We start from the raw sequence: 18,235 nt of genomic DNA, 5'->3' as shown, positions 1-18,235 counted from the left end.
GTCGCACGCGAGCCGTTCGTGCCGGTGCCCGCCACCACGTGATCGGGAACGGCCGGATGAAAGTTTCACGGTCTTGGAGGAGCGATGGTGCGCAGCCGTTGACGGGGGTGCGGCGGGCAAGGAGGATCAGATCGCTCCATTGGGAGCGCTCCCAACCCCCCGAAGGACCTCCATGACCCGATGCCGGGCCGCCTTATTGGCCCTCCTCACCATGGTCGCCCTGTCCCCCGCCACGGCCGCGCACGCCGACGAGGGACCCGAGCAGATCGTCAACGGCACCTTCGACGCCGGCACCGCCCCGTGGTGGAGCACCGGCAACCTCACACTCGCCGTCGACGCAGGACGGCTGTGCGCCGAAATCCCCGGCGGCACCGCCAACCCGTGGGACGTGATCATCGGCCAGAACGACATCCCGCTGGTGGAAGGCGAGACGTACGCCTACAGGTTCTCCGCCTCCGCGGCCCCCGCCAAGGTCGGCAGGGCCCTGATCCAGCTCCCCGTGGACCCGTGGACGCAGTATCTGTCGGCCGCCCCCGAGCTGAGCGTCTCGGGCAACGACTACTCCTACACTTTCACTGCCCCCGTGTCGCTGCCGAACGCCCAGGTGGCGTTCCAACTGGGCGGCAGCGCCGAGCCCTGGAGGTTCTGCATGGACGACGTGTCGCTCAAGGGCGGCGCCGAACCCGAGGAGTACGAGCCGGACACGGGCCCGCGCGTCCGCGTGAACATGGTCGGCTACCTCCCCTCGGGCCCCAAGAAGGCCACCGTGGTCACCGACGCCACCACGGCACTGGACTGGGAGCTCAAGAACGCCGAGAAAGCGACCGTGGCCAAGGGCAAGACCACTCCCAAGGGCGTGGACGCCAGCTCCGGCCAGAACGTCCACACGCTTGACTTCAGCTCGTATCGCAGGCCGGGCAAGGACTACACGATCACGGCGGACGGCGAGACGAGCCGGCCGTTCGACATCGCCGCCGACCTCTACGACCAGTTGCCGGTCGACGCACTGAAGTTCTACTACACCCAGCGCAGCGGCATCGAGATCCTCGACAGCCTCAGGCCGGGATACGGCAGGCCCGCCGGCCACGTCGGCGTCGCGCCGAACCAGGGCGACGTGAGCGTGCCGTGCCAGCCCGGCGTCTGCGACTACTCGCTCGATGTCAAGGGCGGCTGGTACGACGCCGGCGACCACGGCAAGTACGTCGTCAACGGCGGCATCTCGGTCTACCAGCTCATGGCCGCGTACGAACGGGACAAGGCGGCCTTCAAGGACGGCCAGCTGGACATCCCGGAGAGCGGCAACGGCAGGCCCGACATCCTGGACGAGGCCCGCTGGGAGCAGGAGTTCCTGCTGAGCATGCAGGTGCCGGAGGGCAAGCCGTTCGCCGGGATGGCGCACCACAAGATCCACGACCAGAACTGGACCGGGCTGCCTCTGCTGCCGCACCTCGACCCGCAGCCGCGCGAGCTGCACCCGACCTCGACCGCCGCGACGCTCAACCTGGCCGCGACGGCGGCGCAGGCGGCCCGGCTGTTCGCGCCGTACGACGCCGAGTTCGCCGCCAGGAACCTCACGGCGGCCCGCAAGGCGTGGGCGGCCGCCAAGGCCAACCCGGCCAGGTACGCCGACCCCAACGACGGCAACGGCGGCGGCGCCTACAGCGACGGCGACGTGAGCGACGAGTTCTACTGGGCGGCGGCGGAGCTGTACATCACGACGGGCGAGAAGGAGTTCAAGGACTTCGTGCTGGCCTCGCCGCACCACACCGGTGACATCTGGCGCGATCGGGGCTTCGACTGGGGCAACACCGCCCAGCTCGGCCGCCTGGACCTGGCGACCGTGCCGAACGCGCTGCCGGACCGGGCGCGGGTGCGGCAGTCGGTGGTCGAAGGGGCCGAGAAGTATCTGGCGATCCAGCGAGCACATGCGTACGGTCTCCCGTACAACCCGCCGGACTTCGACTGGGGCTCCAACAACCTGGTGCTGAACAACATGGTCGTCATGGCCATCGCGTACGACCTGAACGGGCAGGAGAAATACCGCGCGGCCGTACGCGAGGGCATGGACTACATCCTGGGCCGCAACGCGCTCAACCAGTCGTACGTGACCGGCTACGGCGAGGTGGCCTCGAAGAACCAGCACAGCCGCTGGTACGCCCGCCAACTCGACCCCGCGCTGCCCAACCCGCCGCACGGCACCCTGTCCGGCGGCCCGAACTCCAGCATCCAGGACCCGCTCGCGCAGCGGCTGCTCCAGGGCTGCAAGCCGCAGTTCTGCTACATCGACCACATCGAGTCGTGGGCGACGAACGAGCTGACCATCAACTGGAACTCCCCGCTGGCCTGGGTCTCCGCCTTCCTGGCCGACAAGAGCGGCCGGTCGGACTGCCGGGTGCGCTACTCGGCGCACGGCTCGGGCACGTTCACCGGCAAAGTCGTGATCGAGAACACCGGCAAGCAGACCGTGGACGGCTGGACCCTGCGCTGGTCCTTCCTGGGCGGCCAGCGCATCAGGCAGGACTGGGGCGCGGAGCTGTCGCAGTCCGGCTCGGTGGTGACGGCCAGCAGCTCGGGCAAGATCAAGCCGGGCAGGTCCGTGACGTTCGGCTTCATCGGCGTCAACCCGTGGGGTCCCAATCCGGCGCCTGAGGTGTTCCACGTGAACGGCGACCGCTGCAAGTGATGTGGAACGCCCAGCGGGAGACCGCTGGGCGTTGCACACGCTCCGTTGAACGGAATAATGTCAGCCCATGCCGAGGGGAACGTCTGAAGTCAGCGAGCCGATGTTCTTCGTGCTCGCCGCCCTGCGCGCGGGACCGCTGCACGGACACGCGATCAGCAAATCGATCAAGGAGCTGTCGGGGGGCCGGGTCCAGCCGTCGGTCGGCACCCTCTACGGCATCCTGGAACGCCTGAACGAGCGCGGCGTGATCGCCGTGGACCGCGAGGAGACGGTCAACGGCCGCAACCGGCGCTACTTCAGGATCACCGACGAGGGTCAGGCGCTGGTGGAGGCCGAGGCCAGGCGCATGCAGGAGGCGGCCCTGCTCGTCCTGCGCCCGACCACCACATGACGGCGGTCGAACCGGCGCCACCCATGACCGCGCTCGAACGGCGCTACCGCAGGCTGCTGCTCGCCTATCCGAGAAAGTATCGAGCTGCGCACGGCGACGAGCTGCTCGACGTCCTGCTGGAGTCCGCCGGCCCCGGCAGGAGGATCCCGCCGCTCAGGGAGGCGTGGGGGCTGCTCACCGGCGGCGTGCGCAGCCGCATCGTCCACCAGGCGACGGGCAGCGCGTGGGCGGACGGCCTCCACCTGGCCGTCACGGCCGTGGCGGCGGCGAACCTGGCCGCGCTGCTGCCGTACGTCGGCACGCTGCCGCTGTGGACGCTGTTATCGGCGCTCGCGCTGCTGGCCGTGCTGCGCGGGTGGGTGCGCACGGCGTTCCCGCTCACCTTCGTCACGGGCGTGAAGGCGGTCGCGATCGCGGGCGGCTGGCAGTTGTTCGACCTGACCCTGGTGCCGGTCTACCCGAGCCTGCTCAGCGACCGGTCCCTGTTCGGGAACAGCAGCCCGTTCCTGGTGGCCGCAGGTTACGCGGTCGTGCTGATCGGCCTGCTCGCGCTCGCCTCCCGCCGGCAGCCGCCGCGGCCCAGGTCATGGTGGTGGTGGGCGGCGGTCGTGGCCGCCGCGTGGGCCGGTCCCGAGTGGATGACGGAGGAGACGACGTATTCGCTCAGCCTGAGCAGGATGGCCGTGGAGGTGGCGGCGTTCGGGCTGGCGACGGCGGGCGGGTACCTGACCCGAGACCACCGCTGGGCGTTGGCCGCGGGCGTCTACCTGCTGGTGGCCTCCGGCGAGCTGGTCCAGAACGTGGAGCAGCTGACCAGGCAGCATCTGGCCTACGAGGGCGTGCTGGTGCTGCTGGCCGTAGGCGCGGCCGTCGCGCCCTTCCGTCAGCGGCGGCACTGCCTGGATTGACCATGCTCCGTTAAACGGAGTATTGTCTCCGGCCATGCTCAAGAGATCCCGTCTGACTCTTGCCTTGTCGTTCTCCGCAGCCGTGCTCTGCGGCTGCGGGAGCGCCGCCGAGAGCGCCAAGCCCTCGCCGAGCGCAGCGGCCGTCAGCAAGAGGCAGCAGTACGAAGCGGCCAAGGCCGACTGCATGAAGCAGAAGGGCTTCAAGTACGTCGCCTACGTGCAGCCGAAGCCACCGGACAACGAGGAGTCGAGAAAGCGCGCGGGCGGCGACTACCAGGCGATGCGGAAATTTCGCGAAAAATACGGGTTCGGGATATTCGCCGTGCACGTCTACCCCAAGGAGATGGGCAACCCGACGGTCAAGCCCGACGACCCCGAGGCCGACCCCAATTGGAAGATCACGTCCGAGCTGTCCGAGGCGCAGATGCAGGCCTACAGGAAGGCGATGGACACCTGCTCGGCCACGGCGGCCGAGCAGGTGCTCGGCCTGAAGCTGAAGTCGCAGATGGACCTGTACACCCAGCACGGCCTGGCCGTCACCCGAGCGGTCAAGAACGTGGTCAACGGCGACCCCAAGCTGGTGGAGCTGGCCGCCGACATGGCCACGTGCCTGAAAGGCAAGGGCCACGCCGTCAGCGACACCACGCCTGACGCCATGTCCGATCGCGGCCAGAAGATGTTCCGCGACCAGGAGGACAAGCTGGGCCGCGAGCAACGCGACGACGTGCCCGACGTCGCTCCTCCGGTGAAGGAGGGCGAGCTCCCGATGACGTACGCGCCGACGCTCACTCCCGAGCAGGCCAAGCCGTACCTGGACAAGGAGATCAAGGCCGCGCTCGACGATTTGGACTGCGGCAAGGACTTCTACCCGGTCTTCATGCCGAAGCAGTCGGCGGCCATGCAGCAGGTCGACCAACAGTTCGGCATGTGACGACCCATGAAGTCCCCGCGCAAGCTCCTCGCCGGCATCCTCACCGGCGTCGTGATCATCGCCGGCGCCGGCTGGGTGCTGAGCACCCGGCTGCGCTCCCCCGCGGACGAGGCCGCCCGCCGCGCCGCTCCCGTGGCCTCGCTCATCACCGCCGCCGTCGAGCGTCGCAAGCTCGTCAGCACCGTCGTGGTCAGCGGCACGCTGGAGTACGGCTCGCCGCTGCCCATCAACCTCGCCGGGGCGGTCGGCGGCGCGGCCGAACTGCAGCGGGCCACCCGCGCCCCGCGCCAGGGCAGGCTCAAAGAAGGCGCCGTGCTGATGGAGGTCAACGGCCGCCCGGTGTTCGCGCTGCGCGGCACCGTGCCGATGCACCGCACGATCGCGCCCGGCACCAAGGGCGACGACGTGAAGCAGCTCCAGCGCGCGCTGCGCAGGCTCGGATACGGCGGCCCTCTCTCCGGCGTCTTCGATCAGGCCACGATCGCCGCGGTCACCAGGATGTACGCCAAGAAGGGGTACGAGGCCCAGCGGCCGACACTGGCCGACCGGCAGGCGTACGACACGCTGCGCAAGGCCGTGCAGACGGCGGAGGAGACGCTCGCGACCGAGAAGAAGATGCTCGATCAGGGACGTGACGTGCTACCGCTGAAACTCAAGGTCAGCAACGCCAAGGCGGACCTGAAATCGGCGCAGAGCACGCTGAAGGCGATCTTGGAGCGGCGGCTGACGCCCGAGGACGAGGCCGAGCTGGCGGCGGCCGACGCGGCCGTGCGCGCCGCGGAGGAGAAACTGCTGGAGGCCGAGCAGGCGCTCACCGCGGCCAGGAGCGCGCCCACCAGCAGCCCGACCGGCACTCCTGGAGCCACACCGCAGCCCACCACCGCCCCTTCCACTGACACACGCCTGCTGGAGATGAGGGTGGCCAACGCCCAGGCGGATCTCGCGGCGGCCCGCGAGGCCCACGCCCGGATCCTGAAGGAAGCCGAGCAGGCCCGCGAGACGAAGCTCGAGGAGCTGCGCAAGGCCGTGCGCACCGCGAAGGAGACGCTGGCCACGGCCCAGCAGGCGCTGCGCCAGGCCAGGCAGCTCTCCCCCACCCGGCTCAAGGTGTCCAACGCCCAGGAAGACGTGGCGGCGGCCAAGGGGATGCTGGCCGAGTTCGCCCGGACGTACGGCACCTCCGTCCCGCCCGGCGAGGTGGTGTTCCTGCCCAAGCTGCCCGCCCGGGTGCAGAAGAGCTCGGTGAAAGCGGGGCAGCAGATCGAGAACGAGGTTGCCACGGTGACCAGCTCGGCGTTCATGGTGACAGCAACCGTCGAGGCCGCGGAGTCGGAGCTGTTGCGGGTGGGCATGGAGGCGGCCATCGAGCTCGACACGGGCAAGACGCACCCGGCGACGCTCACCGCCGTCGGTGAGAAAGCCAAGGTGCCCGGTGCCGAGGCGCCCGAGAACGGGGCGCAGCCGATCCTGCTCGCGCCCGCCTCGGTGAAAGGACTCAAGGCGGGGACCGCGGTGACGGCGCGGGTCACGGTCGGGGCTACAGAGGAGCCCGTGCTGGTCGTGCCGGTGGCCGCCGTCATCACCTCGGCGGACGGCAAGGCGCGCGTCCGGGTCGAGTACGCCCCGGACAAGACCAGGGACGTCGAGGTGCGCACGGGCCTGACCGCCGACGGGAACGTCGAGGTCGCAGGCGCGCTCAAGGAAGGCGACCGCGTGGTGGTGAGCAGTGCCTGAGCCGGTGATCTCATTGACGGACGTCTGCCGGGAGTTCTCCTCCCAGCCCCCGGTCCGCGCGCTCGACGGCGTCACGCTCCGCGTGGGCAAGGGCGACTACCTGGCGATCGCCGGCCCGTCGGGATCCGGCAAGTCCACCCTCCTGAACGTGCTCGGCCTGCTGGATCGGCCCAGCTCGGGCAGCTACCGCCTGGACGGCACGGAGACCACCACCCTGCGCGACGGGGCCAGGACCAGGCTGCGCGGCGGCCGGATCGGCTTCGTCTTCCAATCCTTCCACCTGCTCTCCCACCGCAGCGTGCTGGAGAACGTGATGCTCGCCGAGATCTACCTGAAGCAGCCACGTACGGGCAGGCGGGAGCGGGCCCTGGCGGCGCTGGAGCGAGTCGGCCTCGGCCACCGGACGGGATTCCCGCCCGACCGGTTGTCCGGCGGCGAGCGTCAGCGTACGGCCATCGCCAGGGGTCTCGTGGGCGGGCCGTCCCTGCTGTTGTGCGACGAGCCCACCGGCAACCTCGACAGCCGCAACACCGAGGCCGTGCTCGACCTGTTCGACGAGCTGCGGGCGCAGGGGCTGACGATCGTCGTCATCACCCACGAGCACGAGGTCAGCGAGCGGGCGGAGCGACGGGTCCGGATCACCGACGGTGTGCTGGTGGAGGAGTGATGTACCTCCGAGACCTCGTCGGCGAATCGGTGGCCGGCCTGCTCGCCCGGCCCGTGCGCGCGGCGCTCACCACGCTCGGCACCGTGCTCGGCATCACCACGCTCGTCGTCACGCTCGGCGTGGCCGCCACGGCGGGCAACCAGATCGTCGGCCGCTTCGACGAGCTGGTGGCCACCGCCATCACCGTGGAGGTGCCCGAGTCCGGGAGCGCGCCCCTGGTGGAGTGGGACGCGGTCGATCGGCTGACCAGGCTGCGCGGTGTGGAGGCGGCCGCCGCCGTGGCCGACTCGAAGGACAGTACGAACCTGTCCGTGCGCTCCAACGACATCATTGACCCGGCCCGCGTCACCACGCAGTCCCTGACCGTGCTGGCCTCGACGACGGGGCTGCCGGAGGCGGCGCGCGGCCGGATGGTCCAGGGCAGGTTCTACGACGCCGGGCACATCCAGCGGCGTGACCGGGTGGCCGTGCTCGGCGACCAGGCGGCCAAGATGCTCGGCGTCACCAGTGTCGACCGGGCACCGGCGATCTTCATCGGGAAGCACGCGTACACCGTCATCGGCATCCTGGGCGAGCTGCGCCGGGAGCGCGACCTGAGCACCGCCGTGGTGGTGCCCCCCACCGTGGGCCGCCAGTTCGGGCTGCAAGACGTGACCCGGGTGCTGGTCAACACCAGCCTGGGCGCGGCCGGCCTGATCGCGGGCCAGGCCCCGACCGCGCTCAGCCCGGGGAACGGCGACATGCTCCAGGTGGTCGCCCCGCCCAGCCCGACCAGGGCACGCGACCAGGCGCAGGACGACGTCAACGCGCTGTTCCTGATCCTCGGCCTGGTCTCGCTCGTCGTCGGGGCGGTCGGCATCGCGAACGTCACGCTCGTCACCGTGATGGAGCGGGTCGCCGAGATCGGCCTGCGCCGCTCGCTGGGCGCGGCCAGGCGGCACATCGCCGCCCAGTTCCTGCTGGAGTCGACGCTGATCGGGCTGGTCGGCGGGGTGATCGGCGCGAGCCTGGGCGTGGTCACGGTCGTCGCCGTGTCCGCCGCCAAGCAGTGGACGCCGCTCCTCGACCTGCGGCTGGCCATCGCCGCGCCGGTCGCGGGCGCCGTGGTGGGGCTGCTGGCCGGGCTCTATCCGGCGTTGCGCGCGGCGCGGATGGAACCGGTGGACGCGCTCCGATGAGCCGTTCACGGGTTCCGTACGTCCAAGAGAGCATGAACCTCTGGCGAATCGTGCTGTTGCCGCTGCTCGCGCTGACCCTGGCCGTGTCCATGACCCCGGCGCAGGCGGAAGCGGCCCCGAGGAAGCGGATCCTGGTCGACCTGCGCGAGCAGGGCGGCTTCGCGGGGCTCGACAATCGCGTGATCGTCTACGCCAGCGGCTGCGTGCGGCTGAGCCGCCGTACCGGGCCGACCGTGGACAAGTGCCTGACGGCCAAGGAGAGGCGCACGCTGCGCGGCTACCTGAAGCACCTGAAGGTCGGGCGGTCGGAGACGGCGCCGCCCGGAGCGGACTTCATCAAGTATTCGCTGGCCTACAAGGGACGGCGGGCCACCCGCTACATGCTGCCGGGCACCTGGCAGCCCGTGGTGCGGGAGCTGGAGAAGATCCTCGACAAGTACTGGGCTCCCGACTGATACTGCTCGCGCGCGCTCATGCCGAGGAGGCCCCCGTGAACCTGCCCGTGACCGGAAGGACCGCCGAGGACATGCTGGCCGAGGTGGCCCGGCTCAAGGAGCATGACTTACCGGTGCGGGGCGGCCAGGTGACCGCCTACGTCTACGACACCGGGCGGGCCGAGGTCAATGACGCGGCGGCGCGGGCGTACTTCGAGATGCTGGAGGTCAACTGCCTCGACCCGACCGCGTTCCCGAGCGTGGTCGAGATGGAGCGGCAGGTCGTGGGCGCGGTCGCCGACCTGCTCGGGGGTGGCCACGGCATCTTCACCAGCGGCGGCACCGAGTCGATCATGCTGGCGGTGAAGGCGGCCAGGGACGCGGCCGGGCGGGCCCGCCCCAATCTGGTGGTCCCGGTCACCGCCCACCCCGCCTTCCACAAGGCGGCCCACTACCTCGGCGTCGAGGTGGTCAGCGTGCCCGTGGACCTGTCGACGTACAAGGTGCGGGCACGCGACGTCGAGGAGGCGATCGACGAGGACACCATCCTGGTCGTCGTCTCGGCGCCCTCCTACCCCCAAGGGGTCATCGACCCTGTGGAGGAGGTCGCGGCCCTGGCCGTGGCGGCGGGGGTGCCGTGCCACGTGGACGCGTGCGTGGGCGGGTGGCTGCTGCCGTGGCTGCGGGAGGCGGGCGCGCCGATCCCGCCGTTCGACCTGTCGGTGCCCGGGGTCACGTCGATCTCCTGCGACCTGCACAAGTTCGGGTACGCCCCCAAGGGCGCCTCGGTCGTGCTGTTCGCCGATCCCGCGATGCGGCGCAAGGCGTACTTCGCCTCGGCGGCCTGGCCCGGGTACACGATCATCAACGCGACCGTACAGAGCTCCCGGTCGGCCGGCCCGCTCGGCGGCGCCTGGGCCACCCTGCAGGCCCTCGGCAGGGACGGTTACCTGGAGCTCGGCCGCGCCACGCTGGCGGCGACGGCCCGGCTGCGCGAGGGCATCGAGGCGATCCCGGGGTTGCGGGTGCTCGGTGATCCTGCGTCGTCGCTGGTGGCGTTCGCCGGTGACGGAATCGACGTGTTCGTGCTGGCCGACGAGGCGCGGGGGCGGGGCTGGTTCCTGCAGCCGCAGTTGTCGTACGCGGGCATCCCGGCCAACCTGCACATCACGGTCACCGGGGTGACGCTGGCGGGGGTCGACTCCATGCTGAAGGTGATCGCCGAGTCGGCCGAGGCAGCCCGCGTGCGCGGCCCGGCCGTGCTGCCTGATGGGCTGGTGGAGCTGGTGGCGGGAATGGACCTGGAGGCGCTGGACGACGCCACCTTCGCCGACCTCGCCGCCTCCGTGGGGGTGGATCTGCGGCCGGGAGCGGGGCAGCCGGAGATGGCCGTGGTCAACACGGTGCTGGACGCGCTGCCGGCCGCCAGCAGGGAGGCGGTGCTGGTGCGGTTCCTGTCGGTGATCTACAGCTCATAAGGGGGTTCCCGCCGCGCCCGGCGCGGAACTGATCGCTCGCCGGGAAGCCCGGAGCAGCACCCTCAGCATCCGTCCCACCACGGCGCACCCGTGCGTATCCGCCACCGGATCCCCTCGATGAAGTCGGCGGCCGGGGCGTGATGACCCGTTCAGGCAGGCGACCATTCAAGACGCACTCGTCACCGCCGCCTGCGCCTACCGCTCACGACGCGCTCACGGTGAGCGCTCGGCCCTGGGCGACGCCTTCGATGGCCTCCACATAGGTGCGGGCGACGTCGGCCACCGGGGTGCCATCGGCGGGTTCCATGCCAAGGGCGAGGAGGGTTTCCCGGACCCAGCCGGGGCTGACGGTGTTCAGGCGAAGGCCACGCGGCATCTCGATCGCGGCGGCATGCACGAACGCCTCCAGGCCCGCGTTGACCAGGTAGCCGAGCGAACTGCCGGGGACCGGTTTCGCGAACCGCCCGCTCGTGAGCGTGATGGACCCGCCGTCTCGTACATGGAGGATTGCTCGCCGGACCAGGTTCACCTGCCCGATCAGCTTTCCTTCGAGACCGCTCCAGAAGTCCGCGTCCGACTGAACGGTGAGCGGGACCAGGCCACCGCTCACCGCGCAGCACACCACCGCATCAACTTGGCCGACCTCGGCGAAAAGGGCATCGATCGATGCGGCATCGTCCATGTCCACCCGCACCTGGCCACGGCGCGCCACCCGCACCACTTCGTGGCGCGCCTCCAACGCGTCGGCGACCGCGCCGCCGATAATTCCCGTCGCACCGATCACAATGATCTTCATAGCGTGTTCCATTCCGTTCTTTCCAATCGGATGGCTGTTGTGCCCGGAACCAGGCTGCAACCAGCTCTGAGCCCTACCCAGCCCCCTGCTGGGTGTACATCTGTGGTGGCTACACCTGGCAGGTACAGGCTCGACGGCCCTGGATCCGCGACACTCGTACGCATGGACGCACACGTGGAGCTGGGCGAGTTTTTGCGGTCGAGGCGGGCACGGCAACAGCCCGAGGACGCCGGACTCCCCATGTACGGCGGACGCCGCCGGGTGCCAGGCCTGCGCCGTGAGGAGTTGGCCCAGCTCGCAGGGGTGAGCGCCGGCTACTACACACGCCTCGAACAGGGCCAGAGCCCCAACGCCTCGGACGCCGTGCTCGACGCCGTGGCCCGAGTCCTGCGCCTGGACGAGGCCGAACGCACTCACCTGTACTCGCTGGCCCGGCCCAAGCCGAGGACCCGCCGCCGGACAGCCAGGCCCGAGCAAGTGCGGCCGAGTGTACGGATCATGATCGAATCGTTCGGGAACGTACCCGCCTTGGTCTTGGGGCGCTTCCTCGACATCCTCGTCTGGAATCCGATGGCGCACGCGCTGCTGGCCGGTCACCTCAACTTCGATGCGCCAAACCAGACCGCCGAACGTCCCAATGTCGCCCGCATGCTGTTCCTCGATCCCCACATGCGCGAGTTGTACGCCGACTGGACGCAAAAGGCGCGGTCTACCGTCGCCGACCTGCGGCTGATCGCCGGCCACCATCCCGATGACCCCCGTCTGACCGGTCTCGTCGGCGAACTCACCGTGGGCAGTCCGAAGTTCGCGAAACTGTGGAGCGCGCACACCGTCGGCGACTGCGGCACCAATACCCGCACCTACCACCATCCGCTGGTAGGCACCATGGAGCTCATGGTCGAGTTCATGACCCTCCCGGATGATGAGGGGCAACGCGTGGCCGTGTACAACGCCGACCCTGGCTCACCGTCCGAAGCCGCTCTGCGGCTACTCGCCGATCTGACCGCCACCGCGAGTGGCTAGGCCGACACCGCCAACACGCGTGCTCGCGTACCCGCTGAATGTGGTGGCCGTAGCACCCGCTTAAATCCCTCATATTGCCTGACCTGCTGGAATGTCAGATCGCCCCGGAGCGGCGAGCGTGGCGGCGGGTCGTGTTCTGCGGTGATCTGATATTTCGGTCAGGTCTCCGGAGGGGCGTTCCAAGGCCGTTGCTCGGCTGGTGGATAGGGCATGCTGCCCGGATTCGGTTGCGCAGGTCGCCGGGTCAGCAGCAGCAGCACGAATCCGCTGACGGCAGCGGCAATCAGCCCCACGACCAAAGGAAGTACCGTGATGAGGTATCCCAACCTCCATGTCAACGCGCTCGACAGCCCTTGATTGATGAACGGGCCAAGAATCAGGGCGAGGACACCAAGACCTGCCAGTATCGCGACCACCGCGCCCCAGCGGCGGCCCGCCCGCCGCGCGAATGCCACCGTCGCCCCCACTACGCCACCGGCACCGAGCCCGCTCAGCACCCGGCCGGTCAGATAGATTCCGGCGTCGGGGGCAAAAGCGTTCAGCAGCACACCGATGATCATGATGCCGATGGCCGCCATGCCCACTGTCGTCAGCAAACGTCCACCTAGGCCCACACCCAGCGCCCCACCTGCTGCCGCGCTGACCAGGTACGCAACGAGAGTCGTGAGCAGGGCGGTTTGGCTGGACATAGCGAGATCTGACTGCAGAGAAAGCCGCGCTGCGGGCCCGAAGGGCATCGTCAGCAGGTAAAGACCGGTAAGCGCAGCGATTCCTGGGCCGATCAACGCCCATGCCGGTCGCTCCCCGTCCTGCAGAGCGGCATTCCTTTGCGGTTGATGATCGTGCATGGGGATCAGTTTGCATCGGGCTTGACTCCTCGTCCATCCCGCCGCAAGGAGGAATGCCGAACGCCCACCAGCGAAGAGTGGGACGCCTTCCTCGGCCACGTCGAACGGGGCAAGCCTTCGAGGTCCTGGCCGACCACGGTGGCCGGCAACTGACGTCACCCAAAGCCTTGGCGCACTCCCTCATAAGAATTGCGGGCTTTGTCCGACCTTTGGCAATGTGTCCAACTCGGAGTTAGAGAGCGGAGCCGGAAGCGCTACTTGTTCAAGGCCGATACGTAACCCTATGGTCACGTAGAGCAGTCAAAGCCAGGGAGGCTCCGAGTGGGCAAGCACAAAGACCCCAACAGTCCGAAGGAAGGGCCACTCGACCCCAAGCAAGGAGGCCGGGGCGGCAGTAACAACGACGAGCACAAAACAGGTTCCGGCCAGCACTCCGGCGGCAAGGGCAAGGGGAAGTAGTGGACGCTGCGCGAATGGATCGCCTGATCGCCGAACTCGACCCCCACGGAGAGGTTCGAGACTTCGTCAAGCAGGCGATCCGCGCGGTGCCGCGCCATCTGTTCATACCCAGGGTCGGGCTCATCTCGCCGCGCGACAAAACCGGCAAGGCATTCCTGATCGACCGCAGCACAGACCCCAATACCTGGTTGGACACGGTCTACTCGGATACGAGCATCGTCACCCAGCTCGATGACGGCGCCACTGCGTTGAGCAAGCTGGATGGCGACTACACGTCCTCGGCCTCCGCGCCGAGCACAGTGGCGGACCTGCTGGACTTGCTGGACCCCGACCCCGGCCATCGGGTGCTGGAGATCGGCACGGGCACCGGCTGGACCGCCGCCCTGCTGGTGCAGCTCGTCGGCGGCCAGGGCGGTGTGACCTCGATCGAGGTTGACACGGAGATCGCCGAACAGGCCGCCAAGAACCTGAGCGACGCCGGGTTCCACCCCAATCTCATCGTGGGTGACGGCACGAAGGGCCGCCCCGAGCACGCGCCCTTTGATCGCGTCCATGTCACCTGCGGCATTCGCACCGTGCCGTACGCCTGGGTTGAGCAGTGCCGCCCAGGAGCGAAGATCGTCTTGCCGTACTGCCCCAATTTCGGGGCAAACCACTCGGTCAGGTTGATGGTGATGCCGGACGGGACGGCGGTCGGACGATTCCCGGGCTTCGCCTCCTATATGCCGATACGCTCGCAGCGCTACATCCCCGATCAACCGGCGCGCGGGCCGGAGGACAAGCACTGGGTCACGACGCGCATCGACCCACGCACGATCGCCTGCGCTCCGGCCGGAGCGGATCTGGCCATCTCCACGATCACCGGCCTGTCCTCGAACAGCATGAAGGACGCCGACGAGGACGGCGAGCTGTTCCGGATGTGGGTGTCCGATCCGGCAACCGCGTATTCGTGGGCCGTTGCGGAATGGCGGCCGGGCAAGGAGGAGTACAGCGTCTACCAGGTCGGCGACCGCCCCGTGTGGGATGAGGTCGTTGACGCATACTTCCGCTGGGTGAGCTGGGGCGAGCCAGGCCGCGAGAGATTCGGCATGACTGTTACGCAGGAAAGGCAGCAGATCTGGTTGGACAGTCCAGAGCACCTGCTGTCCTAGCCGGCGCGGGGGCCACACGCCCGAAGTGGGGCTTCTTCATGATGCGACCAGTCGAGCGCACGCGCCACAGTACAGACCGGTCCATGATCAATAGGTGGACAGTTGGCGAAGGGTGCAGCCAGTTACCCGTTTGAAGAGGTACTCGGCGCGTTCGTAGGAGAGCCGGCCGCGACCGGTCTCCGGGCACAGGTCGGCCGGTTCGGGCATGCGGGCGGGAGCCGGGCGCCGGTCGGCGAGGAACAGCGGGCCGCGGATCCGGCCCGCCACCAACTCGGGCAGCAGGGCGGCGGCGCCGTCCCCCCAGGAGATCCACACCGTGCCTTTCCTGGTGGTGACACTGCCACGCCGGGCCTCCAGGTCGAGATCTTCGACGTTGAGCGACAGGGCCGTCTTGGCGGCGGAGCCCGACTCGTGGAGCAGCCGCCAGAACGTCCTCTCGCGTAGCGACGGGTGCTGCCAGAGGGCTTCGAGGGGTGCGCCATCGACGGCGGGGCGCCGTTTGCGGCTTTCCGGCTTCCTGGGCAGTTCCACCGACAGGTCCGCGACGGACGCCCACGAGGAGAAGGAGCGCACGGCGGCGCGGTGCCGGTTCCACGTCTTGGGCGCGGCCGTGCCCCAGGCGACGGCGAAGACCCTGGCCACCTTCTCGGTGGTCACGTCGGCCAGCAGGGTGCCGGGACCGAGATCCAGGCACAGGCGGCGCAGGGTCTGCTGGTAGGAGCGGATGGTCTCGGGGTCGAGGTCGTCGCGGGCCAGGAATTCCCGGGCGGCCTGGCCCAGGGTGACGCCCGTCGCCTGGCTCGCGCCGGTGGCGGCGCGGTTGCGGAGGAACGCGCGTTCCGCCTCGTTGCGGGTCAGGGCGGCGGCGCGCTCGAACTCCGTCCTGGCCTCGTCGTGCCGTCCGAGCCTGGCCAGCAGGTCCCCGCGGACCACGGACAGCAGGTGGTAGTCCTTGAGCGCCGGCTCGGCGACCAGCGTGTCGACGAGGTCCAGGCCCGCCCGGGGCCCGTGGGCCATGCCCAGGGCCACGGCGCGGTTGAGTTGCACCACGGGCGAGGGCGCCAGCCGTACCAACGCCTCGTAGAGGGCCGCGATCTGCGCCCAGTTCGTTTCTTCCGCGGTCCTCGCCTGGGCGTGCGAGACGGCGATGGCGGCCTGCAGCACGTACGGGCCGAGCGGGCCGCCGGCCTCCCTGGCCCGCAACATCGCCGCGAACCCGCGGCGGATCAGGAGCTGGTCCCAGCGGCCCCGGTTCTGCTCGTGCAACTGGACGGGCTCGCCCGACGGGCCGGTACGCGCCGCCGATCGCGACTGCTGGATCTCCATCAGCGCGACCAGCCCGTGCACCTCGGCTTCCAGAGGCGCCAGCTCGGCCAGCAACCGGCCCAGGCGCAGCGCCTCAAGGCAGAGCGAGGGGCGCATCAGGTCGTCGCCCGACGTCGCCGAATATCCCTCGTTGAAGATCAGGTAGATGACCTCGAGCACGGAGGCGAGCCGGTCGGCGAGCTCCGGCCCGGGCGGCAACTCGAACGGCACCCGCTCTTGCGCCAGCGTGCGTTTGGCCTTCGCGATGCGCTGGGCGACGACCTGCTCGGAAACGAGGAACGCCCGCGCTATCTCCAGGGCGGTGAGCCCGCCGAGCAGGCGGAGCGTCAGCGCGGCCCGCTCCTGCGTGGGCAGCAGGGGATGGCAGGAGATGAACATCAGGCGCAGCACGTCGTCGTCCACGCCCTCGTCGAGGCCGGGTTGCTCCAGAGCGTGGGCGAGCTCTTCCTGCTTGCGCTGCAGGCGCTCGTTGCGGCGGATGTGGTCGATGGCGCGGCGTTTGGCGGTGGTCATGAGCCACGCGCCGGGATTGTCCGGGACGCCTTCGCTGGGCCACTGTTCCAGCGCGGCCACCAGCGCGTCCTGGGCGAGCTCCTCCGCCAGGCCGACGTCGCGGACCATCCGGGTGAGCCCCGCGACGATCCGCGCGGATTCGAGCTTCCATACCGCGTCGATCGCCGCGTGGGCGTCCTGGGCCATCGTCACCCGTAAATCTGCTGGATCCGGCCCTCACCATCACTGATGATCTTGAAGAAGCGGCGCGCGAGCTCCATCGCCTCCTCCCGGGACCTGACCTCGATCAGCGCGAACCCACCGGCCTGCTCCTTCGCCTCGGCGAAGGGTCCGTCGATCACGGTGATCTCGCCGCCGACGGCCTTGATCACGCTGCCGCCCAACTCCATCCCGCCCGTGGCCAGCAGCACGCCGGCCTTGCTCAGCTCCTCGATGAACTTGCCCATCTCGATATGGAGCGTCTCGTCCGCCGTCTTCTCGCCCACGCTGGTCATGAGGAATCGCATGTCGTGCTCCTTGTTCGTGGTCTCTGCCCAAACGTCGATCGACCCTATGTGACAGGGAATGCTGCTGCATTCCCTGTCACATCGCTCAGCCGACGCGTAGGCAGACCACGAACGAAAAGAGGCAGAAAATGACCGCCACCACCGTCGCCACCACCACCGGCACCTCCGTCTCCACCCGCACGCTGCTCACCGCCGCGGTCGCCACCACCCCCGTCTGGGCGCTGGTGTCTCTGGCCCAGGTGTTCACCCGCGACGGCTTCGACCTGACCCGCCACCCGCTGAGCGCGCTCGCCACCGGCTCGCTCGGCTGGATCCAGATCGCCAACTTCCTGGTCGTCGGCGCGCTGATGATCGCCGGTTCGTTCGGTCTCCGCCGGGTCCTGTCCGGCAAGCCCGGCGGGACCTGGGCACCCCGCCTGCTCATGGTCAACGGCATCGGAATGCTCGCGGCAGGCGTCTTCGTCATGGACCCGGCGGATGGCTTCCCCGTCGGCACGCCGGCGGGGATGCCGGCCGCGATGAGCTGGCACAGCATCCTGCACATGGCGTCCGGGTCGGTGTCGTTCATCGCCCTCGCCGCGGCCGGCTTCGTCCTGGGCCGCCACTTCAGCCGCGCCGGCGCCCGTGGCCTGGCCATCGCCTCCCGATTCGCCGGGGTTGCCGTGATCGTGGGCAACGGCTGGGCGATGACCGGCGGCCGCGCCGGCTCCTTGACGCTCGCGGTGGGCGTCACGACCGCGATGGCCTGGATCTCCCTGGTCGCCGCCCGCCTCCGCAAGTCCGCCTGAACCCCTCCTACGAGAACGAGGTAACACACCGATGAGCAAGCCCACCACCGTCGCCGAGTACGCCGCTGCCCTCGACCAGCCCCTCCGCGACATCGCCGAGAAGCTCCAGGCCATCATCGACGCCGCGCTCCCCCAGCCGGGAGCAGTCTGGCACGGTCACCCGGTCTGGGGCCTCGGCCAGGCCCCGGGCAAGACCCCGGTCGCCTACGTCAAGGCCTACTCCTCCTACGTGACCTTCGGCCTATGGCGCGGCCGGCAGATCTCCGACCCCAGCGGTCGCCTGGAGCCGGCCGCCCGGGAGATGGCCGCCGTCAAAATCCGCACTCTGGCCGAGATCGACGCCGAACTGTTCACCACCTGGCTGCGCGCTGCCCGTGACCTGGAAAGCTGACCCAGGCGTGCCAGAGCCCGTTCCGGAAAC

16 protein-coding genes and 2 pseudogenes are annotated in these 18,235 nt (G+C 69.5%); 13 read left to right on the top strand and 5 right to left on the bottom strand.

Annotated features, from left to right (window positions below):
• Nucleotides 1-172 precede the first annotated feature (172 nt).
• From ACTMTI_RS33800 to ACTMTI_RS33760, 9 genes are all read left to right on the top strand, one after another.
• On the top strand, nucleotides 173-2,683 hold the full coding sequence (locus tag ACTMTI_RS33800; protein ID WP_441124715.1) for a glycoside hydrolase family 9 protein: 2,511 nt from the start codon (nucleotides 173-175) through the stop codon (nucleotides 2,681-2,683).
• 67 nt (nucleotides 2,684-2,750) lie between these two features.
• Nucleotides 2,751-3,074 carry a PadR family transcriptional regulator gene (locus tag ACTMTI_RS33795; RefSeq protein WP_441124714.1) on the top strand — a complete coding sequence of 108 codons (324 nt, stop codon included), beginning with the start codon at nucleotides 2,751-2,753 and terminating at the stop codon, nucleotides 3,072-3,074.
• Between the two features lie 23 nt (nucleotides 3,075-3,097).
• On the top strand, nucleotides 3,098-3,982 hold the full coding sequence (locus tag ACTMTI_RS33790; RefSeq protein ID WP_441124713.1) for a hypothetical protein: 885 nt from the start codon (nucleotides 3,098-3,100) through the stop codon (nucleotides 3,980-3,982).
• Between the two features lie 34 nt (nucleotides 3,983-4,016).
• The gene (locus tag ACTMTI_RS33785) at nucleotides 4,017-4,913 is read left to right on the top strand and encodes a hypothetical protein (protein WP_441124712.1); all 897 of its coding nucleotides are present in this window, start codon (nucleotides 4,017-4,019) and stop codon (nucleotides 4,911-4,913) included.
• A 6-nt stretch (nucleotides 4,914-4,919) separates the two neighbouring features.
• Nucleotides 4,920-6,647 (top strand): peptidoglycan-binding protein, encoded by a 1,728-nt coding sequence (locus tag ACTMTI_RS33780; protein ID WP_441124711.1) that lies wholly within the window; start codon nucleotides 4,920-4,922, stop codon nucleotides 6,645-6,647.
• Nucleotides 6,640-7,314: an ABC transporter ATP-binding protein gene (locus ACTMTI_RS33775; RefSeq protein WP_441124710.1), complete on the top strand. Its 675-nt coding sequence runs from the start codon at nucleotides 6,640-6,642 to the stop codon at nucleotides 7,312-7,314. The genes ACTMTI_RS33780 and ACTMTI_RS33775 overlap by 8 nt, the downstream gene beginning before the upstream one ends.
• Nucleotides 7,314-8,492, top strand: coding sequence for an ABC transporter permease (locus ACTMTI_RS33770; protein ID WP_441124709.1), 1,179 nt, complete (start codon nucleotides 7,314-7,316; stop codon nucleotides 8,490-8,492). The genes ACTMTI_RS33775 and ACTMTI_RS33770 overlap by 1 nt, the downstream gene beginning before the upstream one ends.
• 32 nt (nucleotides 8,493-8,524) lie before the next feature.
• Nucleotides 8,525-8,947 carry a hypothetical protein gene (locus ACTMTI_RS33765; RefSeq protein ID WP_441124708.1) on the top strand — a complete coding sequence of 141 codons (423 nt, stop codon included), beginning with the start codon at nucleotides 8,525-8,527 and terminating at the stop codon, nucleotides 8,945-8,947.
• 35 nt (nucleotides 8,948-8,982) lie between these two features.
• Nucleotides 8,983-10,404, top strand: coding sequence for a pyridoxal phosphate-dependent decarboxylase family protein (locus ACTMTI_RS33760; RefSeq protein WP_441124707.1), 1,422 nt, complete (start codon nucleotides 8,983-8,985; stop codon nucleotides 10,402-10,404).
• Between the two features lie 202 nt (nucleotides 10,405-10,606).
• On the opposite strand, the gene ACTMTI_RS33755 is transcribed toward ACTMTI_RS33760, so the two are convergent.
• Nucleotides 10,607-11,200 (bottom strand): short chain dehydrogenase, encoded by a 594-nt coding sequence (locus ACTMTI_RS33755; RefSeq protein ID WP_441124706.1) that lies wholly within the window; start codon nucleotides 11,198-11,200, stop codon nucleotides 10,607-10,609.
• Between the two features lie 162 nt (nucleotides 11,201-11,362).
• Here ACTMTI_RS33755 and ACTMTI_RS33750 point away from each other — a divergent pair, with 162 nt between their 5' ends.
• Nucleotides 11,363-12,223 (top strand): helix-turn-helix transcriptional regulator, encoded by an 861-nt coding sequence (locus ACTMTI_RS33750; RefSeq protein ID WP_441124705.1) that lies wholly within the window; start codon nucleotides 11,363-11,365, stop codon nucleotides 12,221-12,223.
• 158 nt (nucleotides 12,224-12,381) lie between these two features.
• Here ACTMTI_RS33750 and ACTMTI_RS33745 read toward each other — a convergent pair whose 3' ends face one another.
• On the bottom strand, nucleotides 12,382-13,071 hold the full coding sequence (locus ACTMTI_RS33745; RefSeq protein WP_441124704.1) for a hypothetical protein: 690 nt from the start codon (nucleotides 13,069-13,071) through the stop codon (nucleotides 12,382-12,384).
• Between the two features lie 473 nt (nucleotides 13,072-13,544).
• Between ACTMTI_RS33745 and ACTMTI_RS33740 the strand changes: the two genes are divergently transcribed.
• Nucleotides 13,545-14,681: a methyltransferase domain-containing protein gene (locus ACTMTI_RS33740; RefSeq protein WP_441124703.1), complete on the top strand. Its 1,137-nt coding sequence runs from the start codon at nucleotides 13,545-13,547 to the stop codon at nucleotides 14,679-14,681.
• Nucleotides 14,682-14,768: 87 nt separating this feature from the next.
• Here ACTMTI_RS33740 and ACTMTI_RS33735 read toward each other — a convergent pair.
• The 3 genes and pseudogenes from ACTMTI_RS33735 to ACTMTI_RS33725 form a co-directional block, all read right to left on the bottom strand.
• Nucleotides 14,769-15,407 (bottom strand): annotated as a pseudogene (locus ACTMTI_RS33735) (RNA polymerase subunit sigma); the annotation flags it as partial.
• An 87-nt stretch (nucleotides 15,408-15,494) separates the two neighbouring features.
• Nucleotides 15,495-16,706 (bottom strand): annotated as a pseudogene (locus tag ACTMTI_RS33730) (RNA polymerase sigma factor); the annotation flags it as partial.
• A gap of 2 nt (nucleotides 16,707-16,708) precedes the next feature.
• The gene (locus ACTMTI_RS33725) at nucleotides 16,709-17,026 is read right to left on the bottom strand and encodes a YciI family protein (protein ID WP_441124702.1); all 318 of its coding nucleotides are present in this window, start codon (nucleotides 17,024-17,026) and stop codon (nucleotides 16,709-16,711) included.
• A gap of 128 nt (nucleotides 17,027-17,154) precedes the next feature.
• On the opposite strand from ACTMTI_RS33725, the gene ACTMTI_RS33720 reads away from it, so the two are divergent.
• Together ACTMTI_RS33720 and ACTMTI_RS33715 are read left to right on the top strand one after the other, a co-directional pair.
• Nucleotides 17,155-17,814: a DUF998 domain-containing protein gene (locus ACTMTI_RS33720; RefSeq protein WP_441124701.1), complete on the top strand. Its 660-nt coding sequence runs from the start codon at nucleotides 17,155-17,157 to the stop codon at nucleotides 17,812-17,814.
• A gap of 31 nt (nucleotides 17,815-17,845) precedes the next feature.
• Nucleotides 17,846-18,205: a DUF1801 domain-containing protein gene (locus tag ACTMTI_RS33715; protein ID WP_441124700.1), complete on the top strand. Its 360-nt coding sequence runs from the start codon at nucleotides 17,846-17,848 to the stop codon at nucleotides 18,203-18,205.
• The last annotated feature ends 30 nt before the right edge of the window (nucleotides 18,206-18,235 follow it).

The sequence above is a fragment of the Nonomuraea sp. H19 genome (genome assembly GCF_052068215.1).
GTDB lineage: Bacteria > Actinomycetota > Actinomycetes > Streptosporangiales > Streptosporangiaceae > Nonomuraea.
This window is presented reverse-complemented; position numbering and strand designations above follow the sequence as displayed.